Genomic DNA, 21,132 nt, shown 5'->3' with positions numbered 1-21,132 from the left:
CCCCGCCGCCCCGGCCCAGGTCGTCGATCAAATCGGCGCGGCTGACGGGCTCGCCCCGGCTGGCGGCCAGGCGGCGCAGCAGCGCCTGTTCGGTGCCGGTCAGACGCAGGTGGCTTTCGCCCTGCCACAATTCCCCCTTGTCGATGTCGTATCGCAACGCCCCCAGGGTCAGGAATTTCGGCTGGTGAACCTCGGGCGCGGGAATGCGGCGCAGGATCGCGTTGATGCGCAGCAGCAATTCGCGCGGCTCGAAGGGCTTGGGCAGGTAATCGTCGGCGCCGACTTCCAGCCCGGTGATGCGGTCCTCGGTCTCTCCGCGCGCGGTCAGCAGCAGGATCGGCGTGGTCAGCCTTTCGCGCAAGGACCGGGTCAGCGCGAATCCGTCCTCGCCCGGCATCATCACGTCCATCACGATCAGGTCGAAGTCCAGCCCGGCCAGCAACCGGCGGGCCTGGGCCGCGTCGCGGGCCAGCGTGACCAGAAATCCGCTCTTGCGCAGGAACCGGCCCAGCAGCGCACGGATGCGTTCGTCGTCATCGACGATCAGCAGATGGGCGTCAGACTGGCTCATGTCGTGCGGGCCTTATTCGGGCAGATCCTTCATCGACTGATACTGCGCCCGCGTCTCGGGGTCCATCATCGCCTCCAGCACCTGACGAAAGCCCGCCACCGCCTGCGGTCCTGCGGCGCGATAGGCCTGGCGCATCCGCGCGCGCTGCGCTTCGGACAGCCGCCGCTCCAGGGCCGCGCCTTTTTCCGTCAGGTGCAGGTGGCGTTCGCGCCGGTCGCGGCGGCCGACGCGGCTTTCGACCAGCCCGTCCTCGATCAGGGTGCGCAGCACGCGGTTCAGCGACTGCTTGGTCACGCCCAGCACGTCCAGCAGCGCCGTGACCGTCAGCCCCGGATCGCGGTGGATGAAATGCAGCGCCCGGTGATGGGCGCGGCCGTAATCCAGCCCCGCCAGGATCAGGTCGGGATCGGCGGTGAAGGCGCGATAGGCGAAGAACATCGCCTCGATCCCGCGACGCAGCTTGTCGTCGGTCAGGAACAGCAGATCCTCGCCCATCAAGGTATGAACGCGCATCGTCTCGGCCATCGCCACTCCTTTCCCGGTTCGCCCCTTGATAGGGCAGTGTTGTTGACTTTCCAAGATTCGATTGCTAGGCGTCAAGCACTTCGCGCAACAAAAGGTTCGGTTCCGGGCGAACTGGCGCAAGAATCGCAAAGCCCGGCGGGATTGGAGAGAATGATGACGGCGGCCTATGACGATCGCGACGGCAAGATCTGGATGGATGGCGAACTGGTCGACTGGCGCGACGCGAATGTGCATATCCTGACCCACGCGCTGCATTACGCAAGCTCGGTCTTCGAGGGCGAGCGGTGCTATGACGGCAAGATCTTCAAGGGCCACGACCATTCGCTGCGGCTGATCGAATCGGCCCGCCTGCTGGACATGCAGTCGCCCTATTCCGCCGAGGAAATCGATGCCGCGAAGGAAGCCGTGCTGAAGGCCAACGGCTTCACCAACGCCTATGTCCGCGCGGTGATGTGGCGCGGCTCTGGCCCCGACATGGGCGTGTCGGCGGCGCGCAACAAGGTCCGCATGGCCGTGGCCTGCTGGGAATGGGGCAGCTATTACGGCGACGCGAAATGGCAGGGCGCCAAGCTGGACGTGGCGAAATGGAAGCGCCCGTCGCCGGAAACCATCCCCACCGCCGCCAAGGCCGCCGGTCTGTACATGATCTGCACCATGTCGAAGCACGCGGCCGAGGCGAAGGGCTGTTCCGACGCGCTGTTCATGGACTGGGAAGGCTATGTGGCCGAGGCGACCGGCGCCAACATCTTCTTCATCAAGGACGGCGAGGTCCACACCCCCCAGGCCGACCGCTTCCTGAACGGCATCACCCGCCAGACCATCATCCAGATGCTGAAGGACAACGGCACCGTGGTCCACGAACGCCGCATCCGCCCCGAGGAGCTGGAGGATTTCCAGGAATGCTTCCTGACCGGCACGGCGGCCGAGGTGACCCCGGTCGGCCAGATCGGCGACTGGCATTTCCAGGTCGGCAACACGACGCGGAAGATCAGCGAGGACTATGAACGGCTGGTCCGCGCCTGATCCGCGCCGCAACCGCCATCCAAGGGGCCGTCCGAAAGGGCGGCCCTTCGCTGTCTTGCGCCCCTTTTTCAGACCCATCATCGACGCGGCGCGTAAGTTGGCGCCGGTGCCGACCTATAGGCTGGCGGGCACCACCCCAAGTATGGCGACGGCGCCGACTAGGATCGGCTAACGCATCTGTTCGCGTTCGATGCGCAGGAATTCGGCCGCCAGGCGATTGTCCTCGGCCCGCATCTGCGGGCGGCTGTGCAGGGTTTCGATGGCGGGATGGGTGCCCGATTCGCGTTCGTAACGGGCGAATTCCCGCAGGCGCGTGCCGCTGTTCTCTCGGGGTTGGTCGATAATATGCTTGTTCATATCCGGCCTCCTCTAGGACAGAGAGAGCGTCAATATAGGACCGAATCGCCGTGGATCAAACCCTCAGGCGGCCTTAATGCCCTGCGCGGCCAGAACGGCGTGCAGCGCGACCGGATCGTCATTGGCGCGCAGCTTGGCGCGCAGGTCGGCGTCGCGCAAGGTGCGGGACACAAGCGCCAGCGCCTTGAGGTGATCGACGCCGCTGGATTCGGGCGCCAGCAGGCCGAAGACCAGATCGACCGGCTGGCGGTCCACCGCGTCGAAATCCAGGGGCTTTTCCAGCCGCACGAACAGACCCACCACCGTGTGCAGCCCGTGCAGCCGCGCATGGGGCAGCGCCACGCCCTGGCCGACGCCGGTCGGCCCCAGGCTTTCGCGTTCCTGCAACGCGTCCAGAACCTCGGTCGCGTTCAGGCCGTATTCGGCATGGGCCAGATCCGCAAGCTCCTGAAACAGGCGCTTTTTGGAGGTTACCTGCCCCAGGGACCGTACGGCTCCGGGCTTGAGGATTTCGGTCAACTGCATGGCTGGCGTCTTTCCCAAAGGCTCAAGCGCCCCCGCGCAGAATGCCGGGGGCGCGTCAACTCTCGTTCGTCAGGCGTTCCGCGCGGCGGCCTCAGCCATTGCCGCGCGGGTCGATCCAGCCCACATTGCCGTCGTCGCGGCGGTGGACCACATTGACGCCCCCGTGCTTTTCATTGCGGAACACCAGAAGCGGGGTGCCCGACAGTTCCATCTGCATCACCGCATCGCCCACCGACAGCGTGGGCACGCGGGTTTCCATTTCCGCGATGATGATCGGTTGCAGGCCGCTGTCCTGCGCTTCCCATTCATCCTCGTCGGCGGCCAGCACATACATGCCCGCCTGCCCGAATTCAACCGGCTCGGACCTGTCCTTGTGGTGATCCTTCAGGCGGCGCTTGTAGCGGCGAAGCTGCTTGTCCATCTTTTCGCGGCAGGCCTCGAAAGCGGCATAGATCTCGGTGGCAGCGCCGCGGGCCGTCACGTTCAGCCCGGTGGACAGATGTACCACGGCGTCGCACAGGAACTGATGGGCATCCTTGGAAAAGGTGACCGTCGCATCCGTGGGGCGCTGCGAATACTTGCCGACCGTTTCGCCCACTTGCGTCTTCACATGCGTCGAAAGCGCATCGCCGACATCGATCTGTTTTCCGCTGATGGTATAGCGCATCGTCTTTCCTCTCGGTTGCCCGTCTTCCATGCGCCGGCCCGTCTGCCGGCACAGGGCGGAAACGGGGATGGCGGGATGCGGTTCCTGCCGCACCCGCATCTATCAATCTGGTGACAGCGGATCGGTTCTGTCAACGGGGTGCGGGTCGGCGGCGACCGATTTCACCGCGACGGTTCCGCAAGGCCACGCGACAACCCGTCACGCCATGCGGAAGCCTTCGCCCAGATAGACCTCGCGCACCTTGGGATCGGCGACGATCTGGTCGGTGGTACCGGACATCAGCACATGCCCGTCATGCAGGATATAGGCACGGTCGACGATGCCCAGCGTCTCGCGCACGTTGTGATCGGTGATCAGCACGCCGATGCCGCGCGATTTCAGGTCGTGGACCAGGCCGCGAATCTCGCCCACGGCGATGGGATCGACGCCCGCGAAGGGCTCGTCCAGCAGCAGGAAACTGGGATCCGAGGCCAGGCAGCGCGCGATCTCGGCCCGGCGGCGTTCGCCGCCCGACAGCGCCAGGGCGGGGGCGGAGCGCAGATGCTCGATGGAAAAGTCGCCCAGCAACTCCTCAAGCCGGTCGCGGCGGTGGCGGGGATCCTCGTGCACGACCTCCAGCACGGCCATGATGTTCTGTTCGACCGTCAACCCGCGAAAGATCGACATCTCCTGCGGCAGATACCCGATGCCCATCCGCGCGCGGCGGAACATCGGCAGGCGCGTGGCGTCCCGCCCGTCGATCAGAACCTGCCCGGCATCGGGCGGCACAAGCCCGGCGATGCAGTAAAAGCAGGTGGTCTTGCCCGATCCGTTCGGCCCCAGCAGGGCCACGACCTCTCCGCGCGCCAGATCGACCGACACGTCGCGGATCACCGGACGGTTGCGATAGGATTTGCGCAGCCCCCGGACCCGCAGCCCGTCGCCCGACCGTCCCGCCGCGCCCCGCATCAGTTGCCGCCCGGTTGCAGCACCGACCGCACCCGGCCTTGGACCTGCGCCTGTCCGGTGCCCAGGTTCACCTGCATCGTGTCGCCGGTCAGCACGTTCTGCCCCTGGGTCAGCACCACGTCGCCGGTCAGCGTGACATTGCCCCCGGCCACGTCATAGGTGGCGGCCTTGGCCTCGGCCGCGTCGGGACCGGAGACCAGCGTCACATTGCCGACGGCGTCCAGCGACCGGATGCGGTTCTGGTCCCCTTCGGCATAGATGATCGTCACCCTGTCGGCGGACAGCCGCATGCCGCCCTGGCCGATCACGACATTGCCGGTCAGAACCGCGCTGCCGTCAGCCTGGTTGACGGACAGATTGTCGGCCCGGACCTCGACCGGGGCGGTGATATCGGCGCGCATCCCCCCGAAGGCGACGTTCTGCGCGACAGCCGGGGTGGCGGCAAGGATCAGGGCTGTCAGCAGGGGGCGCAGCATCGGTTCGGTCCTTTGGGTCAGGGCTGGTATATCAGACGGACATCGCCCGAGAAATTCAAGATCGAAGCGTCCCCCGCCGTGTCAGGCGCAAGCTCCATCCGCCGGGCGGACAGGCTGCCGAAGGGCGCCTGGGCCTGCACGCCGTCCTCGGCGGCGATCCGGGATCGGTCGGTCGCGGCCTCGACGCTGGGCGCATCGACCGTCCAGCCCGAGGATGTGGTCATCCTGACCCCCCCGCCCAACCGGATCGCGCCCCCGTCCATCCCCGCCTGGGGCGCGGTCAGATCGGCGCGCAGCCCGTCTGGGCGCTGCCAGTCCAGTTGCAGATCGCGGGCCTTGCCGCCGCTTCCCCCGGCCGGCGCGGCCTCGGTCGCGCGCAGGACCAGCTGCGCCCCGTCCGCCGTCACGCCCGCATATTCGGGGGCCACCAGCCGCGGGTCGCGGGCCATCGACTGCGCGTCCACATCGGCATAGGGGATCTGCGATTCCCCGTCGCCCTGACGCGAGAACAGGAACAGCACCGACAGCATCGCCAGCGCCGTCAGGGGCAGCAGGACACGCAGCCAGCGGACGATCCGGGTGCGGTTCATCGCCCTAGACGATCCCGGCCCGCAGGCAGTCGTGGATATGCAGGATGCCCTGCGGCATCCCCTCGGCCACCGCGAACAGGCAGGTGATCTTGCGGTCCTGCATCTGCGCCAAAGCGGTTTCCGCCAGGGCGTCGGGCGCGATCACGCGGGGACCGGGGGTCATCACCTCGGCCGCGCGGCGATCCAGCAGGCCCTGCATGTGCCGCCGCAGGTCGCCGTCGGTGATGATGCCGACCAGATGCCCTGCCCGGTCGGTGACGCCGGTCACGCCATACCCCTTCTGGCTGATGACCAGCAGCGCGTCCGTCATCGGCGCATCCTCGGGCACCAGAGGCATGTCGCGGTGCATCAGGTCGCCCACCTTGGCCAGCCGCGCGCCCAGCTTGCCGCCGGGATGGAAGGTGCGGAAATGCTCGGGGGTGAACTTCCGATGCTCCATCAGCGCAATGGCCAGGGCATCGCCAAGCGCCAGCGTCATGGTGGTTGAAGTCGTCGGCACGATGCCGCTGCCGCAGGCCTCGGGCGCGGCTGGCAGAACCAACGCCACATCCGCCTGGCGCAGCAGCGTGGATTCGGCGCGCGAGGCGACGCCGATCAGCGGAATCCCGAACCGGCGGGTATGGGCGATCAGGTCGGCCAGTTCCGGCGTCTCGCCGCTGTTGGACAAGACCAGGGCCACGTCGGCCTGCGTGACCATGCCCAGGTCGCCATGGCTGGCCTCGGCGGGATGGACGAATTGCGCGGGCGTCCCGGTGGATGCGAAGGTGGCCGCGATCTTGCGCCCGACATGGCCCGACTTGCCCATGCCCGACACGATCACCCGGCCCCGCGCTCCCAGGATCAGATCCACCGCGCGGGCGAAATCGCCGTTCAGCCCCTCGGCCAGAAGGGCCAGCCCCTGCGCCTCGGCCAGGATGACACGCCGCGCCGTTTCCAGATAATCGTTCAAACCGCCTGCCTTTGCCTTGGTCTAAATATCCCGCGGGGGTCCGGGGGCGCGAAGCCCCCGGCTGCCCGACATCTAGTGCCGGAAGATGTCGTTTTCATCCCCCCAGCCCAGCAAATCCAGATGGGCGCGGGCGGGCAGGAAGTCGAAGCAGGCCTGGGCCAGCCCCATGCGGTTCTCGCGCCGCAGCCGGTCTTCCAGAGCCTCTTTCAGCTTGTGCAGGTGCAGCACGTCGGATGCCGCATATTCCAGCTGCGCATCGGTCAGGTCGGCCGCGCCCCAGTCACTGGTCTGCTGCTGCTTGGAGACATCCACGCCGACCAGTTCGCTCAGCAGGTATTTCAACCCGTGTCGGTCGGTATAGGTGCGCACCAGCTTCGAGGCGATCTTGGTGCACCAGACCGGCGCCGTCACCACGCCGAAGGCGTTTTCCAGGGCGGCGATGTCGAAGCGGCCGAAATGGAACAGCTTCAGAACCTTGGGATCGGTCAGCATCCGGCACAGGTTCGGCGCCTCGGTCTGGCCGCGTTCGATCTGGACCAGATGCGCATCGCCGTCGCCCGACGACAACTGCACCAGGCACAGCCGGTCGCGCCGGGGATCCAGCCCCATCGTTTCCGTGTCGATGGCGACGACCGGGCCAAGGGTCAGGTCGTCGGGCAGGTCGTTGGGGTAAAGATGTATGCTCATCGCGTCGTCCATCCGGGGCCAGGCTGTGATGGCGCCTCTCTCACCAGAAAGCGGCGCGGCATTCCAGTCTTTTCGCATGACCGGCGGCAACGCGGCGGATGGCCGGGGACGCTGGCCCCGGCCAAACAGAGCTCAGGACGACTGAGCGGCCTTCACCGCTTCCATGCAGGCGTCTTCATTCCCGGCGGCAAGCGCGTCGCGCGCGGCCTGGATATGGGCCTCGCGGCCGGAATGGTCCATGGCGCCGCCGCTGGCCTGTTCGGCAGCGGTGGGCTGGCCCTCCTGCTGGGCCTGGGCATCGGCGCCCGACATGGCCACGCCCGCCTGCTGGCCCGACGCGTCCTCCAGCGGCACATGGGTTCCGTCCTTGGCGATCCCCTCGCCCCCGTCGGCCCCGGCGGTATCGGTGGATGCCGCGCCGTCAGCCGCGCCCTCGGGCGTCGGCGCCGCGCTGTTCATGCCCGCGGCCTCGGCCGTATCCGCGGCCTCGGTGGCGGCGGCATCCGAGCCCGCCGCCGCGTCCGGCGCCCCTTCCAGCGGCGCAAGCGAACCGTCCTTCGAGATTCCTTCCGCCGCCGCGCCGCCCTCGGTCAGGCGCGCCAGTTCGGCGGCGCAGTCGGCCTGCGCGGAAACCGCCGTCAACGCCAGGAATGCGCCGCCGGCCACCCAAGTGAATGTGGCTTTCATCTGATCCTCCCGGAATGTGATACGCCTCCCACCGGCGCATCGCCCGAAACGCGCCCCTTCCGGCAATGTTCCCCCAAGGCCGACCGGCTTAACTTATGTCATGGCCCGCAGGGCCTGCCAGGCCGCCATGAAGCCGCAGGCCCGGTCGCCGGTGACGGCCGCGTCCTGGCCGGGCCGATACAGCGCCGATCCCAGACCAAAACCGTCCGCCCCCGCCTTGCGGTATCCCGCCATCGCCGCCGGGTCGATGCCGCCCACCGGCAGCAGCCGGGCGTCTCGCGGCAGCACGGCGCGCATCGCCTTGACGGCGGCGGGGGGGATCATCTCGGCCGGGAACAGCTTCAGGGCGGCGGCCCCGGCCTCAAGCGCGGCGAAAGCCTCGGTCACGGTGCCGACGCCGGGGCAATAGGCCAGGCCCAGCCGCCGCGCCTCGGACGCGACGCGAGGGTCGAAGTTGGGGGCGATGATGATCCGGCCCCCGGCCTCGGCCACCGCGCCGACCTGTTCGGGCCGCAGCACCGTGCCCGCACCGATGATCGCATCGGGGGCCGCGTCGGCCATCCGGGCGATGCTGTCCAGCGGTTGGGGAGAGTTCAGCGGCACCTCCAGGATCGTGAAGCCTGCGTCGATCAACGCGGCGGCGGTCGCGGCGGCCTCGTCCGGGCGCAGCCCGCGCAGGATCGCGATCAGCGGGTTGGCGGCGAAGGCGGTATCGAAATCGGTCATGAAAGCCCCTTGATCCGGGCAATTTCCCACAGTCCCCGCCGCGCCATGCCCGGCGGCGCGATCACGGCGGCGATGCCCATCATGTCAAGCGCGATGCGATATCGCGCGGCCAGATCGCCCCGCCCGATGATCGTGACCGGGCCGCCCGCGTCCCGCGCGCCCTGGGCGACCTCGTCCCCGATCAGCAGGCCCGACAGGTAATCGGCGATGTCCTGGGGCGCCAGCCGGTCCAGCAGCGCCAGCGTTCGGGCGCTGAAGATGCGCCCCAGCAGCGCGCCATCCTGCCACCCAGCCTCGACCCCGCGGCGGAAGGCGTCCTCATCGCCCGGTCCCGGCTGGATCAGCCGGCCCAGGATCGAATGGTCGCGCAGGACCGCGAAGACTTCGCCGGTCATGACGGTGCGAAAGGCGGTGATCCGCCCGCCCCGTGCCCGCGCCCATTTGCTGTGGGTGCCGGGCAGGACGAACAGCCCGTCGGCGCCCCCGCCCGCCAGATGGCCGATGATCTCGGTTTCCTCGCCGCGCATCACGTCGGGGGCGGGGCCGTCCGGGTCGCTGACCGCGCCGGTCACGAAATGGATGCCGTCATGCAGGGTCAGGCTGTCGGCCAGCGCGGCGGCGTCCAGCGGCAAGGGCAGGTAAGGCGTTTCCACCCAGCCGTTGCGGCTGGTGATCATGCCGGATGCGATGACCGGCGCGCCGTCCAGCCAGCCGCCGATCCGGTCTTGCAGGGCCTGGCGGAACCCGCCCGGCAGGGCGCCTGCCGCCAGGATGCCGGGGCCATCGCCGACGGCTTCCAACACCTTACCCTCCGCGCCCATCCGCCAGGCGCGGAACGAGGTCGTGCCCCAGTCGATGCCGATCAGCGCGGTCACCCGGAAAACCTGTAGGCAGCATGGTGGCGATAGGTCTGGCCGGGCCGCAGGATCGCGTCGGGGAAATCCGGCCGGTTCGGCGCATCGGGCCAGCCCTGGGTTTCCAGCGCCACCCCGGCAAAGCGGCCATAGCGGCGGCCATCCAGCCCCGGCAGTCCGTCGAAATGCGGGCCATCGTAAAGCTGCAATCCGGGTCGGTCGGTTTCGATCTGCATCCGCAGCCCCGTTTGCCCGGTGAGCTCGGCCACGACACGTCGGGCGACCGGACCATCCGACAGGCAGAAATTATGGTCGTATTCCCCCGGCGCGATGGGCCGCGCCTGCCGGAAATCGAAACGCGTGCCCTGGACCGGCGCCTTGCCCGGCAGCGGGATCAGATCGCCGTCGACCGGCAGGTAACGATCCGCCGCGATCCGCAGCCGGTGGCCGCGCACATCGCCGTTGCCGTCCAGGTCGAAATAGCCGTGATGCGCCAGGTTGCAGGGCGTCGGCGCATCCGAGGTGGCCGACAGGTCGAAGACCAGCGCGCCATTGCGCAGGGCAATCTCGGCGCGGATGGTCATGGTGCCGGGAAAGCCCATGTCTCCGTCCGGCAGGCAAAGCGTCAGGGTAGCGCTGTCGCCCTGTGCATCCTCGACCGTCCAGACATGCCGGTTCGTCCCGCGCGATCCGCCATGCAGGGTGTGGCGGTCGCGGAAATTCGGGTCGGTACGGTATTCCTTTCCGTCCAGCGTGAACCGCGCCCCGCCGATACGGTTGGCGAACCGCCCGACGATAGCGCCCAGATAAAGGCCCCTGTCCAGATAATCCGCCGGATCGGGGCAGCCCAGAACCAGCGGATGCCCGATGCCCTCCAGCCGCAGATCCTGCACCGTCGCGCCCAGGGTCAGCACCTGCGCGGTCAGCCCGCCGCCGGTCAGCGTCAGCTGGTCCACGCGGCGTCCGTCGGGCAGGGTCCAGGTCACAGCATCACACGGGGTTCGGCCAGGCCGGTCAGGCCCGGTTCAAGGCGATAGGTCTTGCCCTGCGCGTCGTCGGGCGCCTCGATCCCGTCGCGCGCGGTCGTGACCAGCAGATGCGCCAGATCCGGTCCGCCGAAGGCAGGGCAGGACGAATGCCGCCCGCCGACCTTCCAGTCATGGGTCCGTTGGCCATCCGCATCGAAGCGCATCACCGCCCCCTGCCCCCAGACCGCGCAGCAAAACCCGCCCCCCGCGTCGATCACCGCGCCATCGGGCGACCAGCCTTGCGCGGACAGATCCAGATAGATCTGCGGTTCCCCCACGGGCCAGCCGTCCAAATCCAGATCCTGTCGCCAGACGATGCTGCGGTCGGTGTCCGAATAATGCACCGTTCCCCCGTCGGGCGAAAAACAGATCGAGTTCGGGATGGTGATCGGATCCACCAGCTTGCGCACCTCGCCCCGATAAAAGCGATAGATCGCGCCCGCGCCCTTTTCGGCCTTCTTGCCCATGGTGCCGAACCAGAACCCGCCCTGCCGGTCGGCGCGCCCGTCGTTCGACCGGGTGTCCGGGTTGTCGGCCTCGACGGCCGCGACATCGGTCAGCCTGCCATCGGCCAGCGACAGCACCGCCAGCCCCGTTTCCGTGGCGACCAGCAGCCGGTCGCGGTCGATCCAGCCCGCCGCCGAAGCGATGCGGCCCAGCGGCCATTCCAGCGGCGTGCGATCCGCGTCCTGCGACAGCAGCCGCCTGCCCAGGATGTCGAACCAGAAGAACTGCCGGCGTTCGGGGTGCCACAGCGCCCCCTCGCCCAGTTCGCAACGGCGGTGGTCGTGGATCATGATACCCCTTTCGCAAGCCGCATCCGCGACAGTTTCAGCAGGGCCTTTTGCAGCAGGATGAAGGCCAGCAGAAGGACGCCGATGACGATCTTCGTCCACCAGGACGACAGGCTGCCGTCGAAGACGATATAGGTCTGGATCAGCCCCATGGTCAGCACGCCGACGAAGGTGCCGAACATGTATCCCGCCCCCCCGGTCAGCAGCGTGCCGCCGATCACCACGGCGGCGATGGCGGTCAGTTCGGTCCCCACCGTCGCCAGCGAATAGCCCGACCCGGTATAGATCGAAAAGACAATCCCCGACAGCCCGGCCATCGCGCCGGAAAACGCATAGACCAGCACCGTGGTGCGCCCCTGCCGGACGCCCATCAGCCGCGCTGTGGCCTCGCCCCCGCCCAGGGCATAGACGGATGCGCCGAAGCGGGTCTTGTGCGCCACGATCATGCCCAGGATGAAGGTGGCGACCATCACCATGCCGATCAGCCGCAGCCGCCCCTTGCCCGGCATCAGCCAATACAGCGATTGCAGCCAGTCATAGAACGGATGCTGGATCGGCACGGAATCGATGGACAGGATATAGGCCGCGCCGCGTGCCAGGAACATGCCCGCCAGCGTGACGATGAAGGCGGGCATCGCCAGCCGGTCGATCAGAAAGCCCATGCCCGCCCCGAAGGCCGTGGTCAGCGCCAGCAGGATCGCGAAGACCGCCAGCGGGTGCAGCGACGTGTCGCGCAGCAGCACGGCGATGAACACGCCGGAAAAGGCGATCACCGATCCGACCGACAGATCGATCCCGCCCGACAGGATCACCAGCGTCATGCCGACCGCGACGATGCCCAGATAGGCGTTGTCGGTCAGCAGGTTGCCGATGACGCGGGTGGACAGGATGTTCGGGAATTGCAGCCAGAAGACCAGATAGGCCAGCAGGAAGATGCCGATGGTGACATAGAGCGGCAGCGCGCGGGTGTTCATGCCTGTCTCCGCAAGCTGGCTTCGCGGCTGGCGCGGTGGCTGTCGCGCCACAGCCGCCATTCGGCGCTGATGCGCGGCGATTGCAGCACCAGAATCACCAGCACCAGCCCGGCCTTGATGATGAGGTTGTATTCGGACGGAAAGCCGATCAGCCGGATGCCGATGCTGATGGTCGTGATGATTAGCGCGCCGATCACCGACGCGGCGATGGAAAACCGCCCGCCCAGCAGGGAATTGCCGCCGATGACCACCGCCAGGATCGCGTCCAGTTCCAGCCACAGGCCGGCATTGTTGGCATCGGCCCCGCGGATGTCGGCGGTGACGATCAGCCCGGCCAATGCCGCGCACAGGCCCGACGCGGCATAGACCGCGATCAGCAGCACCGTGGCGTTGATCCCGGCCAGGGCACTGGCGCGGCGGTTGATGCCGGTCGCCTCGACCAGCAGGCCCAGGGCGGTGCGGCGCATCAGCAGCGCCGTGGCGATGGCGGTGGCGATCCAGATCCAGGCCGGCACCGGCAGCCCGGCGACCGTGCCCGACCCGATCCAGCCGAAGCCGGGATCGGTGAAGGTCAGGATCCGCCCCTCGGTGATCAGTTGCGCGATGCCGCGCCCCATGGTCATCAGGATCAGCGTGGCGACGAAGGGCTGGATGCCGACCACGGCCACAAGCGCGCCGTTCCACAGCCCCGCCAGCACGCCTGCGCCAAGCGCCAGCAGGATCGCGGCGGGCAGACCCCAGCCGGCCGCGACGGCGGATGCCGCGACCGCGCCGCAGATCGCCATGATCGTGCCGACCGACAGGTCGATGCCGCGCGTGGCGATCACCAGCGTCATGCCCACTGCCAGCAGCGCCACCGGGGCGGATCGCTTCAGCACGTCGATGACAGGCCCGACCAGCCGCCCATCGTTCATCTGGACCGACAGGAACCCCGGATAGAAGGCCGTCACCACGGCGGCCAGGGCGGCCAGGGCGACCAGTTGCGGGGCAAGGCGTTTCAGCATCTCCATCACGTGGCCTCGGTCGCGGCGATGGCCTGCATGATGCGGTTCGGCGCGATCTCGGTCCCGGTCAGTTCGGCCACATGGCGGCGGTCGCGCAGCACGATCACCCGGTCGGACACCGCGATCAGTTCGTCGATTTCCGAACTGATGACCAGCAGGGACATGCCCTGTTCCACAAGCTCGTGGATCAGCCGGACGATTTCCGCATGGGCGCCCACGTCGATGCCGCGCGTGGGTTCGTCCAGGATCAGGAAGCGCGGGTTCATCGCCAGCCAGCGGGCGAGGATCACCTTCTGCTGGTTGCCGCCGGACAGTTCGCCGATGCGCTTGTCCCGGCCCGCCGTGCGGATGTCCAGCCGCCGGATATAGTCGTCGGCCAGCCGGTTCTGATCCCCGCGCGGGATGGGCCTCGCCCAGCCGCGCCGGGCCTGCAAGGCCAGGATGATGTTCTCGCGGATCGACAGGTCGGCAACGATGCCGTCGGTCTTGCGCTCCTCGGGGACGAAGCCGAAGCCTGCCGCGATGGCCGCGCGCGGGCTGCGCAGGTCCAGCGGGCCTTCCTGGTCGCGCGCCTGGCCCGAATGCGCGCCCAGCAGACCGAACAGCAATTCGGCGGACTCGGTCCGGCCCGATCCCAGCAGACCTGCCAGGCCCACGACCTCGCCCTGTCCCACCGCCAAATCGAACGGCTGAATCACGCCCCGCCGGGTCATGCCGCGAAACTCCAGCATCGGCGGGCGGGGACCGCGCGCGGCTGCGTGATGGGCGGTCGCGTCCTCAAGCTCTCGGCCCAGCATGTGTTCGATCAGCCGCACACGGTCCAGGCTGGCGATGTCGGTGGTGACGATCTTGCGGCCGTTGCGCAGCACGGTCACGCGGTCGGATAGGTCGAAGACCTGATCCAGGAAATGCGACACGAAGACGATGCCCAGGCCGCGTTCCCGCAGGCCCCGCACCACGTCGAAGACCATCCGCACCTCGGCCGCGTCCAGACTGGCGGTGGGTTCGTCCAGGATCAGCACCTTGCCCGACAGGGTAACCGCGCGGGCAATGGCGACGATCTGCTGGATCGCCACGGAATAGGTGCCCAGGTCGCGGTCCACATCCAGATCCAGCCCGTATTCGGCCAGCAGCGCGCGCGCCTGCGCCCGCATGGCGCGGGTCTGGATCAGGCCGAACCGGCGCGGTTCCCGTCCGAACATCAGGTTCTGCGCCACGGTCAGGTTTGGCAGCAGGTTGACCTCTTGATACACCGTGCCGATGCCCAGTTCCTGCGCATGGGCGGTGGAACGCGGGTCGATGGCCGCGCCCTCCAACGTCATCGTGCCGCCGTCGCGGCGATAGGCGCCGGTCAGGCATTTGATCAGCGTCGACTTGCCCGCGCCGTTTTCGCCCAGAAGGGCATGGACCTCGCCCGCGCGCAGGTCGAAATCCACACCGTCGAGCGCGCGGGTGCCCGGAAATGTCTTGGTCAGCGACCGGATGGACAGCAGCATGACGCCCCCTTTCGTCAGGAGTGCCGGGCCACGGATGCGGCCCGGCAAATGGCGATCAGTAGCCCAAGCCCTTGCGGCGCTCGTATTCGCCCGCCGGATCGTCGGCCTGGGTATAGAGCTTGGATTCGGTCTGGATGAATTTCGGCGGCGTGGTGCCGTCCTTCCAATAGGCCTCCAGGGCGTCGAAGGCGGGACCGGCCATGTTGGGCGTCAGTTCGACGGTGGCATTCGCCTCTCCGGCGGCCATCGCCTGGAACAGGTCCGGCACGCCGTCGATGGACACGACCAGGATGTCGCTGCCCGGTTTCAGCCCGGCCTCCTTGATGGCCTGGATCGCGCCCACCGCCATGTCGTCGTTGTGGGCATAAAGCGCGCAGATGTCCTTGCCGCCGTTCTCGGCCTGGAGGAAGCTTTCCATCACCTCCTTGCCCAGGGCGCGGGTGAAATCGCCGGTCTGGCTGCGCACGATGGTCAGGTTCGGGTGGTCCTTGATGGCGTTTTCAAAGCCGGTCTTGCGGTCGATGGCCGGGCTGGATCCGGTGGTGCCCTGCAATTCGACGATGCGGCATTCGCGGTCGCCGACCTCACCCGCCAGCCATTCGCCCGCGACCTCGCCTTCATGGACCAGGTTCGACCCCACGGCGGTCAGATACAGGTCGTCGGCGCTGTCCACCTGGCGGTCCAGCAGGACCACCGGGATCTCGGCCTCCTTGGCCTCTTGCAGGACGGAATCCCAGCCGGTGGCGACGACCGGGGCCAGCAGGATCGCGTCCACACCTTGCGCGATGAAGGACCGGATCGCGGCGATCTGGTTTTCCTGCTTCTGCTGCGCGTCCGAGAATTGCAACTGGATGCCGCGTTCCTCGGCCTGCTGCCGGGTCAGCGTGGTTTCCGCCGCCCGCCAGCCCGATTCCGATCCGATCTGCGAAAAGCCCACGGTCTCGCCTTCGGCCAGGGCGCCGGTGGCGGTCACGGCCAGAAGTGCCGCGGTCCCCAGCAGGGTCTTGATGGTCATGGTAATCCTCCCGTTGCGTTAAAATCGCCCGACCCTCCCGCCGGGCGATGGTACGGGGCGTCAGACGCCCCGCAGATCCTCGGGCAACAGCGCCTCGGGGATGTTCTGATAGCTGACCGGGCGCAGGAAGCGGCGGATCGCCATGGTCCCCACGCTGGTCGCGCCGAAGTTGGTCGAGGCCGGGTAAGGCCCGCCATGGACCATCGCATCCGCGACCTCGACCCCGGTGGGCCAGCCGTTGGCCAGGATCCGGCCCGCCTTGCGTTCCAGGACCGGCATCAGGCGGCGTGCCAGATCCATGTCGCCGTCGTCCAGGTGCAGCGTGGCGGTCAGCTGGCCCTCAAGCGACTGGGCCACCTCCAGCATCTGGTCCTCGCCCGTGACGGTGACGATCACGCCCAGCGGGCCGAACACCTCTTCGGCCAGGGTATGGTCGCGCAGGAACTCCTCGGCCGTGGTCTTGTAGACGGCGGGCAGCGCGTTGCGGCCTTCGCTGACGCCTTCGAAGACCGGCGTCGCAACCCCGGCGGCGCGTTCGGCGCCCGCGCGATAGGCCTCGGCGATGCCGTCGGTCAGCATCGCCTGCGGGGCGATCTTGGCCAGCGCGTCGCCCGCCGCCGTGGCGAAGGCATCGGCCAGGACGCCCTTGGGCATCACGATCAGGCCGGGATTGGTGCAGAACTGGCCCGCGCCCATGGTCAGGCTGCCCGCCCAGCCCTCGGCCAGCTTGGCGCCGCGCGCGGCCAGCGCCTTAGGCAGGACGAAGCCGGGATTGATGCTGCCCAGTTCGCCGAAGAAGGGGATCGGCTCGGGGCGGGCGGCACACAGGTCGAACAGCGCCCGGCCACCGCGCAGGCTGCCGGTGAAGCCCACCGCCTTGATCAGCGGATGCTGGACCAGGGCCGCGCCGACCGCATGGCTGTCGCCGTGGATGAAGCTGAACACCCCGGCGGGCATCCCCGTCGCCTGGATGGCGGCATGGATCGCCTGGGCCACGATCTCTCCGGTGCCGGGATGTGCGGGATGGCCCTTGACCACGACCGGGCAACCGGCGGCAAGCGCGGATGCCGTGTCGCCCCCGGCGGTGGAAAAGGCCAGCGGAAAGTTCGAGGCGCCGAACACCGCGACCGGACCGATGGGCCGCTGCATCAGCCGCAGGTCGGGGCGCGGCAGGGGCTGGCGGTCGGGCAGCGCCGGGTCGTGGCGGCGGTCCAGGTAATCGCCCTTGCGGATATGGTCCGCGAACAGCCGCAACTGGCCGGTGGTCCGCCCCCGTTCGCCGTTCAGCCGCGCTTCGGGCAGGCCGGTCTCGGCGCTGCCGATGGCGGTGATCGCCTCGGCGCGGGCCTCGATCTGGTCTGCGATGGCCTCAAGGAACAGGGCGCGATCCTCGCGCGAGGTGGCGGCATAATCGGCGAAGGCTTCCTCGGCGGCTTCGGCCGCGCGGTTCACCAGATCCACGGTTCCGCCGCTGAAGTCGTGCGGCGCGCCATGAGCGGGGGCGGACCGGAACGTCCCCTCTCCGGTCAGCCATTCGCCAGCGATCAGATGTTTGCCATGGGGGGTGAAGGTCATTGCTGTATCCTCAGAAATGGAAGTCCGCGACGGTATTCCGCCGCCCGAGGGTGAAGGCATCGGCCACCAGGACCATGGGCGCAAGGTCCGTTTCCCGCTTTCCTGCGGCAATCAGCCCTGCCATGCGCGCATAAAGCGCCGGATATTCGCCCATGATGTCGTCCGCGCCCTGGACATGCCGGCCGTCGATCTCCAGCCGGTTGCCGCCCATCCGCAGCGCCAGCACGCCGCCATCGGTCTGGAATTCCATGTCCCAGGTCTGCGGGCCCTCCTGGCGGAAATCGAAATCCGCCGCGATCTGCTGGCTGAATTGCAGCCGCGCGGCGATGGGGGCCTGCCGGTTCGCGGGAAAATCCAGGTCGGCCGACAGCAGGCGCAGGGGTTCGGGCAGGATCTCGGTCAGGATCGACAGGGCGTTGATGCCGGGATCGAAGACGCCCATGCCGCCTGCTTCAAAAATCCAGTCCTGGCCGGGATGCCATTTGCGCACGTCCTCGCGCCAGGTGATCCGGCCCCCCTGGATGGTCCGGCCCGCCAGCCAATCGCGGGCGGCGGCCACCGCCATCGCCATGCGCGAATGCCAGGTGGCGAAGATCGTCACCCCCTGCGCCTGCGCCAGATCGGACAGGATATGCACCTCGGCCAATGTCGCACCGGGTGGCTTTTCCAGCATCAGGTGACGGCCCGCGCGCAGCACCGCCTGCGCCGCCTCGAAGCGCGGCACGGGCGGCAGGCACAGGCTGACGACCGGAATATCAGGCCGCGCCTCCAGCATGGCATGGATGTCGGTGAAGGCTTCGATGCCGTTGACCCTGCCATGGCGGCTGACGGTCGCGGCCAGTTCCCAGTCGGGGCTGGCGGCCAGGGCCGGGACATGCTGGTCCAGGGCGATCTTGCCGATGCCGACTAACGCGATCTTCATCAGTGGCTGTCCTTTCCGACCGGATTGCCCCGGCAGCCTTTCAGGAAGTCCAGGTCCGCTCCGGTATCCGCGCCCTCGACATGGGCCTGGTGCAGCCAGGCATAGCCGCTGGTCGGAACCTCGTGCGTGGGACGCCATTCGGCCAGCCGCGCGGCCAGTTCGGCGTCGGGAATGTCCAGATGCAGCCGCCGGTTCGGCACGTCCAGCTCGATGAAATCGCCGTCGCGGACCACGGCCAGCGGGCCACCCGCCGCCGCCTCAGGCGAGGTGTGCAGCACCACCGTCCCGTAGGCCGTCCCCGACATGCGCGCGTCGGAAATCCGCACCATGTCGGTGATGCCCTTGCGCAGCACCTTGGGCGGCAGGCCCATATTACCGACCTCGGCCATGCCGGGATAGCCCTTGGGTCCGCAGTTCTTCATCACCATCACGCAGGTCTCGTCGATATCCAGCGCCTCGTCCTCGATCCGGGCCTTGTAGTCGTCGATATCCTCGAACACGACCGCCCGGCCGCGATGGACCAGCAGATGCGGGCTGGCGGCCGAGGGTTTCAGCACCGCCCCCCTGGGTGCCAGGTTGCCGCGCAGCACGGCGATGCCGCCCTGTTCGGTTAGGGGTTTGTCGGCGGGCAGGATCACGTCCTCGTTCCAGTTCACCACGTCGCGAACCTCGTCCCAGATGGTCATGCCGCTGACCGTCAGGGCGTCCTTGTGCAACTGCCCCGCCTCGCCCAGCCGTTTCAGGACCACCGGCAGGCCGCCCGCATAGAAGAACTCCTCCATCAGGTACGCGCCCGAGGGCATCAGGTTCACGATGGTCTTCACGTCCCGCCCGCAGCGGTCCCAGTCGTCCAGCGTCAGGTCCACCCCCACCCGCCCCGCGATGGCCAGCAGGTGAATGACCGCATTGGTGGACCCGCCGATGGCGCCGTTGGTGCGGATGGCGTTCTCGAAGGCGGGCTTGGTCAGGATGTCGCTGGGCTTCAGGTCGTCCTTGACCATCTGCACGATCCGCCGCCCCGAAAGCTGCGCCATCACGCGGCGGCGCGAATCCACCGCCGGGATCGCGGCATTGCCCGACAGCGCCATGCCAAGCGCCTCGGCCATCGACGCCATCGTCGAGGCCGTGCCCATGGTGTTGCAGGTGCCGGTGGACCGCGACATCGACGCCTCGGCCTCCAGGAACTCCTCCTGAGTCATCTCGCCCGCCTTCACGGCCTCGGAAAACTTCCACAGATGGGTGCCGGAGCCGACCCGCTCGCCCCGGAAATAACCGTTCAGCATCGGCCCGCCCGTCACGACGATGGACGGGATGTCGGTCGATGCCGCCGCCATCAGCAAGGACGGCGTGGTCTTGTCGCAGCCGACCAGCAGCACCGCGCCGTCGATCGGCTGGCCGCGCATGGTTTCCTCGATCGCCAGCGCGGCGAGGTTGCGGAACATCATCGCCGTGGGGCGGAAGGTGTTTTCCGAGGCGGAAAACACCGGAACCTCGACCGGGAAGCCGCCTGCCTCCCAGACGCCGGCCTTCACCTTTTCGGCCAGTTCGCGCAGGTGGCCGTTGCAGGGGGTCAGGTCGGACCAGGTGTTCAGGATGCCGATCACCGGGCGGCCGTCGAACAGGTCGTGCGGATAGCCCTGATTCTTCATCCAGCCGCGGTGATAGATCGCATCGCGCGAGGTGCCCCCGTACCAATGCTGGGAACGAAGCTGGCGGGGCCAGGGGGCGGGTGTGAACGTCATGATAGCCTCAGAGGGTGGCGACGGCGACGGGGGTGCCGCCGTCCGGCTGCTGGTCCAGCGGGTTCGCCAAGGGCAAACCCAGGGCCGGGGATTCGATCTGGAAGACATCGCCCGCCTGCGCCTTGACGCCATCGGCGAAGGACAGCGTGGCGGTGCCGAAGAAATGCACATGCACGTCGCCCGGCTGGCGGAACAGCGCATACTTGAAGTGGTGATGCTCCAGGTTCGCAAGGCTGTGCGACATGTTGGATTCGCCCGACAGGAAGGGCTTTTCCCAGATCACCGCGCCGTTGCGCAGGATCCGGCTGGTGCCCTCGACATGCTGGGGCAGATCGCCGACCAGCATTTCGGGGCCGAAGCTCGCGGGGCGCAGCTTGGAATGGGCCAGCCACAGGTAGTTGCCGCGTTCGGTCACATGGTCGGAAAACTCGTTCGCCAGCGCAAAGCCCAGCCGGAAGGGCGTGCCGTCCGGGCCGATCAGGTAAAGCCCCGCGATTTCCGGTTCCTCGCCCGCATCCAGGGCAAAGCCGGGGCTGACCAGCGGCGCGCCGGGCGCCACCGCATTGACCCCGTTGCCCTTGTAGAACCATTCGGGCTGCACGCCCGCAGCACCGCCTTGCGGCTTGCCGCCCTCCAGCCCCATGCGGAACATCTTCATGCTGTCGGTCAGCGCCTCGGCATCCGCCTTGGCGTGCATGGAATTGCGCGTGGCGGCGCTGCCCAGATGGGTCAGCCCGGTGCCGGTCAGGTGCAGATGCGCCGGGTCGTCATGATCCAGCGGCAGCAGGACACGGCCATCCGCCAGGGCCCCGGCCAGATCGACCGCTTCGCCCCTGCCCCGCGCGGTCACCTCGGCCTCAAGGCCGCGCCCGGCGGCGATGGCGGCAAGGGCCAGATCGCGGGCGGTCCGCGCGCCGGGCACGATCCAGGCGCCGTCTTCGGTCCGTGCGGCGACGGCCCGGTCGCCGCCGGGGCTTTTCAGTTGCGACAGAAACAT

The 21,132-nt window shown here is 68.2% G+C and carries 24 protein-coding genes; 1 reads left to right on the top strand and 23 read right to left on the bottom strand.

Annotation, left to right across the window (positions count from 1 at the left end):
• The coding region (locus tag PARHAE_RS06410; RefSeq protein ID WP_126153768.1) for a response regulator at positions 1 to 571 on the bottom strand (571 nt) is incomplete at its 3' end.
• A 12-nt stretch (positions 572 to 583) separates the two neighbouring features.
• Entirely contained in the window at positions 584 to 1,096 is a 513-nt protein-coding gene (locus tag PARHAE_RS06405) for a MarR family winged helix-turn-helix transcriptional regulator (RefSeq protein ID WP_241232692.1), read from the bottom strand.
• A gap of 153 nt (positions 1,097 to 1,249) precedes the next feature.
• Between PARHAE_RS06405 and PARHAE_RS06400 the strand changes: the two genes are divergently transcribed.
• Positions 1,250 to 2,119 carry a branched-chain amino acid aminotransferase gene (locus PARHAE_RS06400; protein WP_126153784.1) on the top strand — a complete coding sequence of 290 codons (870 nt, stop codon included), beginning with the start codon at positions 1,250 to 1,252 and terminating at the stop codon, positions 2,117 to 2,119.
• A 168-nt stretch (positions 2,120 to 2,287) separates the two neighbouring features.
• Here PARHAE_RS06400 and PARHAE_RS06395 read toward each other — a convergent pair whose 3' ends face one another.
• The 21 genes from PARHAE_RS06395 to araD1 form a co-directional block, all read right to left on the bottom strand.
• On the bottom strand, positions 2,288 to 2,476 hold the full coding sequence (locus PARHAE_RS06395) for a hypothetical protein (protein WP_126153767.1): 189 nt from the start codon (positions 2,474 to 2,476) through the stop codon (positions 2,288 to 2,290).
• Between the two features lie 63 nt (positions 2,477 to 2,539).
• Positions 2,540 to 3,001, bottom strand: coding sequence for a PTS sugar transporter subunit IIA (locus PARHAE_RS06390; RefSeq protein ID WP_126153766.1), 462 nt, complete (start codon positions 2,999 to 3,001; stop codon positions 2,540 to 2,542).
• A gap of 91 nt (positions 3,002 to 3,092) precedes the next feature.
• The gene (hpf, locus tag PARHAE_RS06385) at positions 3,093 to 3,668 is read right to left on the bottom strand and encodes a ribosome hibernation-promoting factor, HPF/YfiA family (RefSeq protein WP_126153765.1); all 576 of its coding nucleotides are present in this window, start codon (positions 3,666 to 3,668) and stop codon (positions 3,093 to 3,095) included.
• A 198-nt stretch (positions 3,669 to 3,866) separates the two neighbouring features.
• Positions 3,867 to 4,616, bottom strand: a complete 750-nt coding sequence (gene lptB, locus PARHAE_RS06380; protein ID WP_126153764.1) for an LPS export ABC transporter ATP-binding protein — start codon at positions 4,614 to 4,616, stop codon at positions 3,867 to 3,869.
• Complete coding sequence (gene lptA / locus PARHAE_RS06375; RefSeq protein ID WP_126153763.1) at positions 4,616 to 5,092, bottom strand: lipopolysaccharide transport periplasmic protein LptA; 477 nt, start codon at positions 5,090 to 5,092, stop codon at positions 4,616 to 4,618. The genes lptB and lptA overlap by 1 nt, the downstream gene beginning before the upstream one ends.
• A 17-nt stretch (positions 5,093 to 5,109) precedes the next feature.
• On the bottom strand, positions 5,110 to 5,682 hold the full coding sequence (locus PARHAE_RS06370) for a hypothetical protein (protein ID WP_126153762.1): 573 nt from the start codon (positions 5,680 to 5,682) through the stop codon (positions 5,110 to 5,112).
• Positions 5,683 to 5,686: 4 nt separating this feature from the next.
• Positions 5,687 to 6,631 (bottom strand): KpsF/GutQ family sugar-phosphate isomerase, encoded by a 945-nt coding sequence (locus PARHAE_RS06365; protein WP_126153761.1) that lies wholly within the window; start codon positions 6,629 to 6,631, stop codon positions 5,687 to 5,689.
• Between the two features lie 72 nt (positions 6,632 to 6,703).
• Entirely contained in the window at positions 6,704 to 7,318 is a 615-nt protein-coding gene (locus PARHAE_RS06360; RefSeq protein ID WP_126153760.1) for a ribonuclease D, read from the bottom strand.
• A gap of 132 nt (positions 7,319 to 7,450) precedes the next feature.
• A complete protein-coding gene (locus PARHAE_RS21540; protein ID WP_241232691.1) occupies positions 7,451 to 8,005 on the bottom strand; it encodes a hypothetical protein in 555 nt (184 codons plus the stop codon).
• A gap of 93 nt (positions 8,006 to 8,098) precedes the next feature.
• On the bottom strand, positions 8,099 to 8,731 hold the full coding sequence (locus PARHAE_RS06350; RefSeq protein ID WP_126153758.1) for a 2-dehydro-3-deoxy-6-phosphogalactonate aldolase: 633 nt from the start codon (positions 8,729 to 8,731) through the stop codon (positions 8,099 to 8,101).
• Positions 8,728 to 9,606, bottom strand: coding sequence for a 2-dehydro-3-deoxygalactonokinase (locus PARHAE_RS06345; protein WP_241232690.1), 879 nt, complete (start codon positions 9,604 to 9,606; stop codon positions 8,728 to 8,730). The genes PARHAE_RS06350 and PARHAE_RS06345 overlap by 4 nt, the downstream gene beginning before the upstream one ends.
• Entirely contained in the window at positions 9,603 to 10,571 is a 969-nt protein-coding gene (locus PARHAE_RS06340; protein WP_126153757.1) for an aldose epimerase family protein, read from the bottom strand. Before PARHAE_RS06340 ends, PARHAE_RS06345 begins: the two co-directional genes overlap by 4 nt.
• Entirely contained in the window at positions 10,568 to 11,410 is an 843-nt protein-coding gene (locus PARHAE_RS06335; RefSeq protein WP_126153756.1) for an SMP-30/gluconolactonase/LRE family protein, read from the bottom strand. Before PARHAE_RS06335 ends, PARHAE_RS06340 begins: the two co-directional genes overlap by 4 nt.
• Complete coding sequence (yjfF, locus tag PARHAE_RS06330) at positions 11,407 to 12,381, bottom strand: galactofuranose ABC transporter, permease protein YjfF (protein WP_126153755.1); 975 nt, start codon at positions 12,379 to 12,381, stop codon at positions 11,407 to 11,409. The genes PARHAE_RS06335 and yjfF overlap by 4 nt, the downstream gene beginning before the upstream one ends.
• On the bottom strand, positions 12,378 to 13,391 hold the full coding sequence (locus PARHAE_RS06325; protein WP_126153754.1) for an ABC transporter permease: 1,014 nt from the start codon (positions 13,389 to 13,391) through the stop codon (positions 12,378 to 12,380). The genes yjfF and PARHAE_RS06325 overlap by 4 nt, the downstream gene beginning before the upstream one ends.
• Positions 13,391 to 14,881, bottom strand: a complete 1,491-nt coding sequence (locus PARHAE_RS06320; protein ID WP_126153753.1) for a sugar ABC transporter ATP-binding protein — start codon at positions 14,879 to 14,881, stop codon at positions 13,391 to 13,393. Before PARHAE_RS06320 ends, PARHAE_RS06325 begins: the two co-directional genes overlap by 1 nt.
• A 55-nt stretch (positions 14,882 to 14,936) precedes the next feature.
• Positions 14,937 to 15,896, bottom strand: coding sequence for a galactofuranose ABC transporter, galactofuranose-binding protein YtfQ (gene ytfQ / locus PARHAE_RS06315; protein WP_126153752.1), 960 nt, complete (start codon positions 15,894 to 15,896; stop codon positions 14,937 to 14,939).
• 60 nt (positions 15,897 to 15,956) lie between these two features.
• Positions 15,957 to 17,471 carry an aldehyde dehydrogenase (NADP(+)) gene (locus PARHAE_RS06310; RefSeq protein WP_126153751.1) on the bottom strand — a complete coding sequence of 505 codons (1,515 nt, stop codon included), beginning with the start codon at positions 17,469 to 17,471 and terminating at the stop codon, positions 15,957 to 15,959.
• A gap of 10 nt (positions 17,472 to 17,481) precedes the next feature.
• The gene (locus PARHAE_RS06305; protein WP_126153750.1) at positions 17,482 to 18,393 is read right to left on the bottom strand and encodes a Gfo/Idh/MocA family protein; all 912 of its coding nucleotides are present in this window, start codon (positions 18,391 to 18,393) and stop codon (positions 17,482 to 17,484) included.
• Complete coding sequence (gene araD, locus PARHAE_RS06300; RefSeq protein ID WP_126153749.1) at positions 18,393 to 20,135, bottom strand: L-arabinonate dehydratase; 1,743 nt, start codon at positions 20,133 to 20,135, stop codon at positions 18,393 to 18,395. Before araD ends, PARHAE_RS06305 begins: the two co-directional genes overlap by 1 nt.
• Before the next feature lie 7 nt (positions 20,136 to 20,142).
• Complete coding sequence (gene araD1 / locus PARHAE_RS06295) at positions 20,143 to 21,132, bottom strand: AraD1 family protein (protein WP_126153748.1); 990 nt, start codon at positions 21,130 to 21,132, stop codon at positions 20,143 to 20,145.

Source organism: Paracoccus haematequi (genome assembly GCF_900631945.1).
Classification (GTDB): Bacteria; Pseudomonadota; Alphaproteobacteria; order Rhodobacterales; family Rhodobacteraceae; genus Paracoccus; species Paracoccus haematequi_A.
The sequence above is the reverse complement of the archived record's forward strand: the minus strand, read 5'-3'. Positions and strand labels throughout refer to the sequence as shown.

Excerpts from the sequence above, each read along its gene's own strand:
- PARHAE_RS06405 (WP_241232692.1), bottom strand. The coding sequence starts at position 1,096 with ATGGCCGAGACGATGCGCGTTCATACCTTGATGGGCGAGGATCTGCTG.
- PARHAE_RS06400 (WP_126153784.1), top strand. The coding sequence starts at position 1,250 with ATGACGGCGGCCTATGACGATCGCGACGGCAAGATCTGGATGGATGGC.
- PARHAE_RS06395 (WP_126153767.1), bottom strand. The coding sequence starts at position 2,476 with ATGAACAAGCATATTATCGACCAACCCCGAGAGAACAGCGGCACGCGC.
- PARHAE_RS06390 (WP_126153766.1), bottom strand. The coding sequence starts at position 3,001 with ATGCAGTTGACCGAAATCCTCAAGCCCGGAGCCGTACGGTCCCTGGGG.
- hpf (WP_126153765.1), bottom strand. The coding sequence starts at position 3,668 with ATGCGCTATACCATCAGCGGAAAACAGATCGATGTCGGCGATGCGCTT.
- lptB (WP_126153764.1), bottom strand. The coding sequence starts at position 4,616 with ATGCGGGGCGCGGCGGGACGGTCGGGCGACGGGCTGCGGGTCCGGGGG.
- lptA (WP_126153763.1), bottom strand. The coding sequence starts at position 5,092 with ATGCTGCGCCCCCTGCTGACAGCCCTGATCCTTGCCGCCACCCCGGCT.
- PARHAE_RS06370 (WP_126153762.1), bottom strand. The coding sequence starts at position 5,682 with ATGAACCGCACCCGGATCGTCCGCTGGCTGCGTGTCCTGCTGCCCCTG.
- PARHAE_RS06360 (WP_126153760.1), bottom strand. The coding sequence starts at position 7,318 with ATGAGCATACATCTTTACCCCAACGACCTGCCCGACGACCTGACCCTT.
- PARHAE_RS21540 (WP_241232691.1), bottom strand. The coding sequence starts at position 8,005 with ATGAAAGCCACATTCACTTGGGTGGCCGGCGGCGCATTCCTGGCGTTG.
- PARHAE_RS06350 (WP_126153758.1), bottom strand. The coding sequence starts at position 8,731 with ATGACCGATTTCGATACCGCCTTCGCCGCCAACCCGCTGATCGCGATC.
- PARHAE_RS06335 (WP_126153756.1), bottom strand. The coding sequence starts at position 11,410 with ATGATCCACGACCACCGCCGTTGCGAACTGGGCGAGGGGGCGCTGTGG.
- yjfF (WP_126153755.1), bottom strand. The coding sequence starts at position 12,381 with ATGAACACCCGCGCGCTGCCGCTCTATGTCACCATCGGCATCTTCCTG.
- PARHAE_RS06325 (WP_126153754.1), bottom strand. The coding sequence starts at position 13,391 with ATGGAGATGCTGAAACGCCTTGCCCCGCAACTGGTCGCCCTGGCCGCC.
- PARHAE_RS06320 (WP_126153753.1), bottom strand. The coding sequence starts at position 14,881 with ATGCTGCTGTCCATCCGGTCGCTGACCAAGACATTTCCGGGCACCCGC.
- ytfQ (WP_126153752.1), bottom strand. The coding sequence starts at position 15,896 with ATGACCATCAAGACCCTGCTGGGGACCGCGGCACTTCTGGCCGTGACC.
- PARHAE_RS06310 (WP_126153751.1), bottom strand. The coding sequence starts at position 17,471 with ATGACCTTCACCCCCCATGGCAAACATCTGATCGCTGGCGAATGGCTG.
- PARHAE_RS06305 (WP_126153750.1), bottom strand. The coding sequence starts at position 18,393 with ATGAAGATCGCGTTAGTCGGCATCGGCAAGATCGCCCTGGACCAGCAT.
- araD (WP_126153749.1), bottom strand. The coding sequence starts at position 20,135 with ATGACGTTCACACCCGCCCCCTGGCCCCGCCAGCTTCGTTCCCAGCAT.
- araD1 (WP_126153748.1), bottom strand. The coding sequence starts at position 21,132 with ATGTTTCTGTCGCAACTGAAAAGCCCCGGCGGCGACCGGGCCGTCGCC.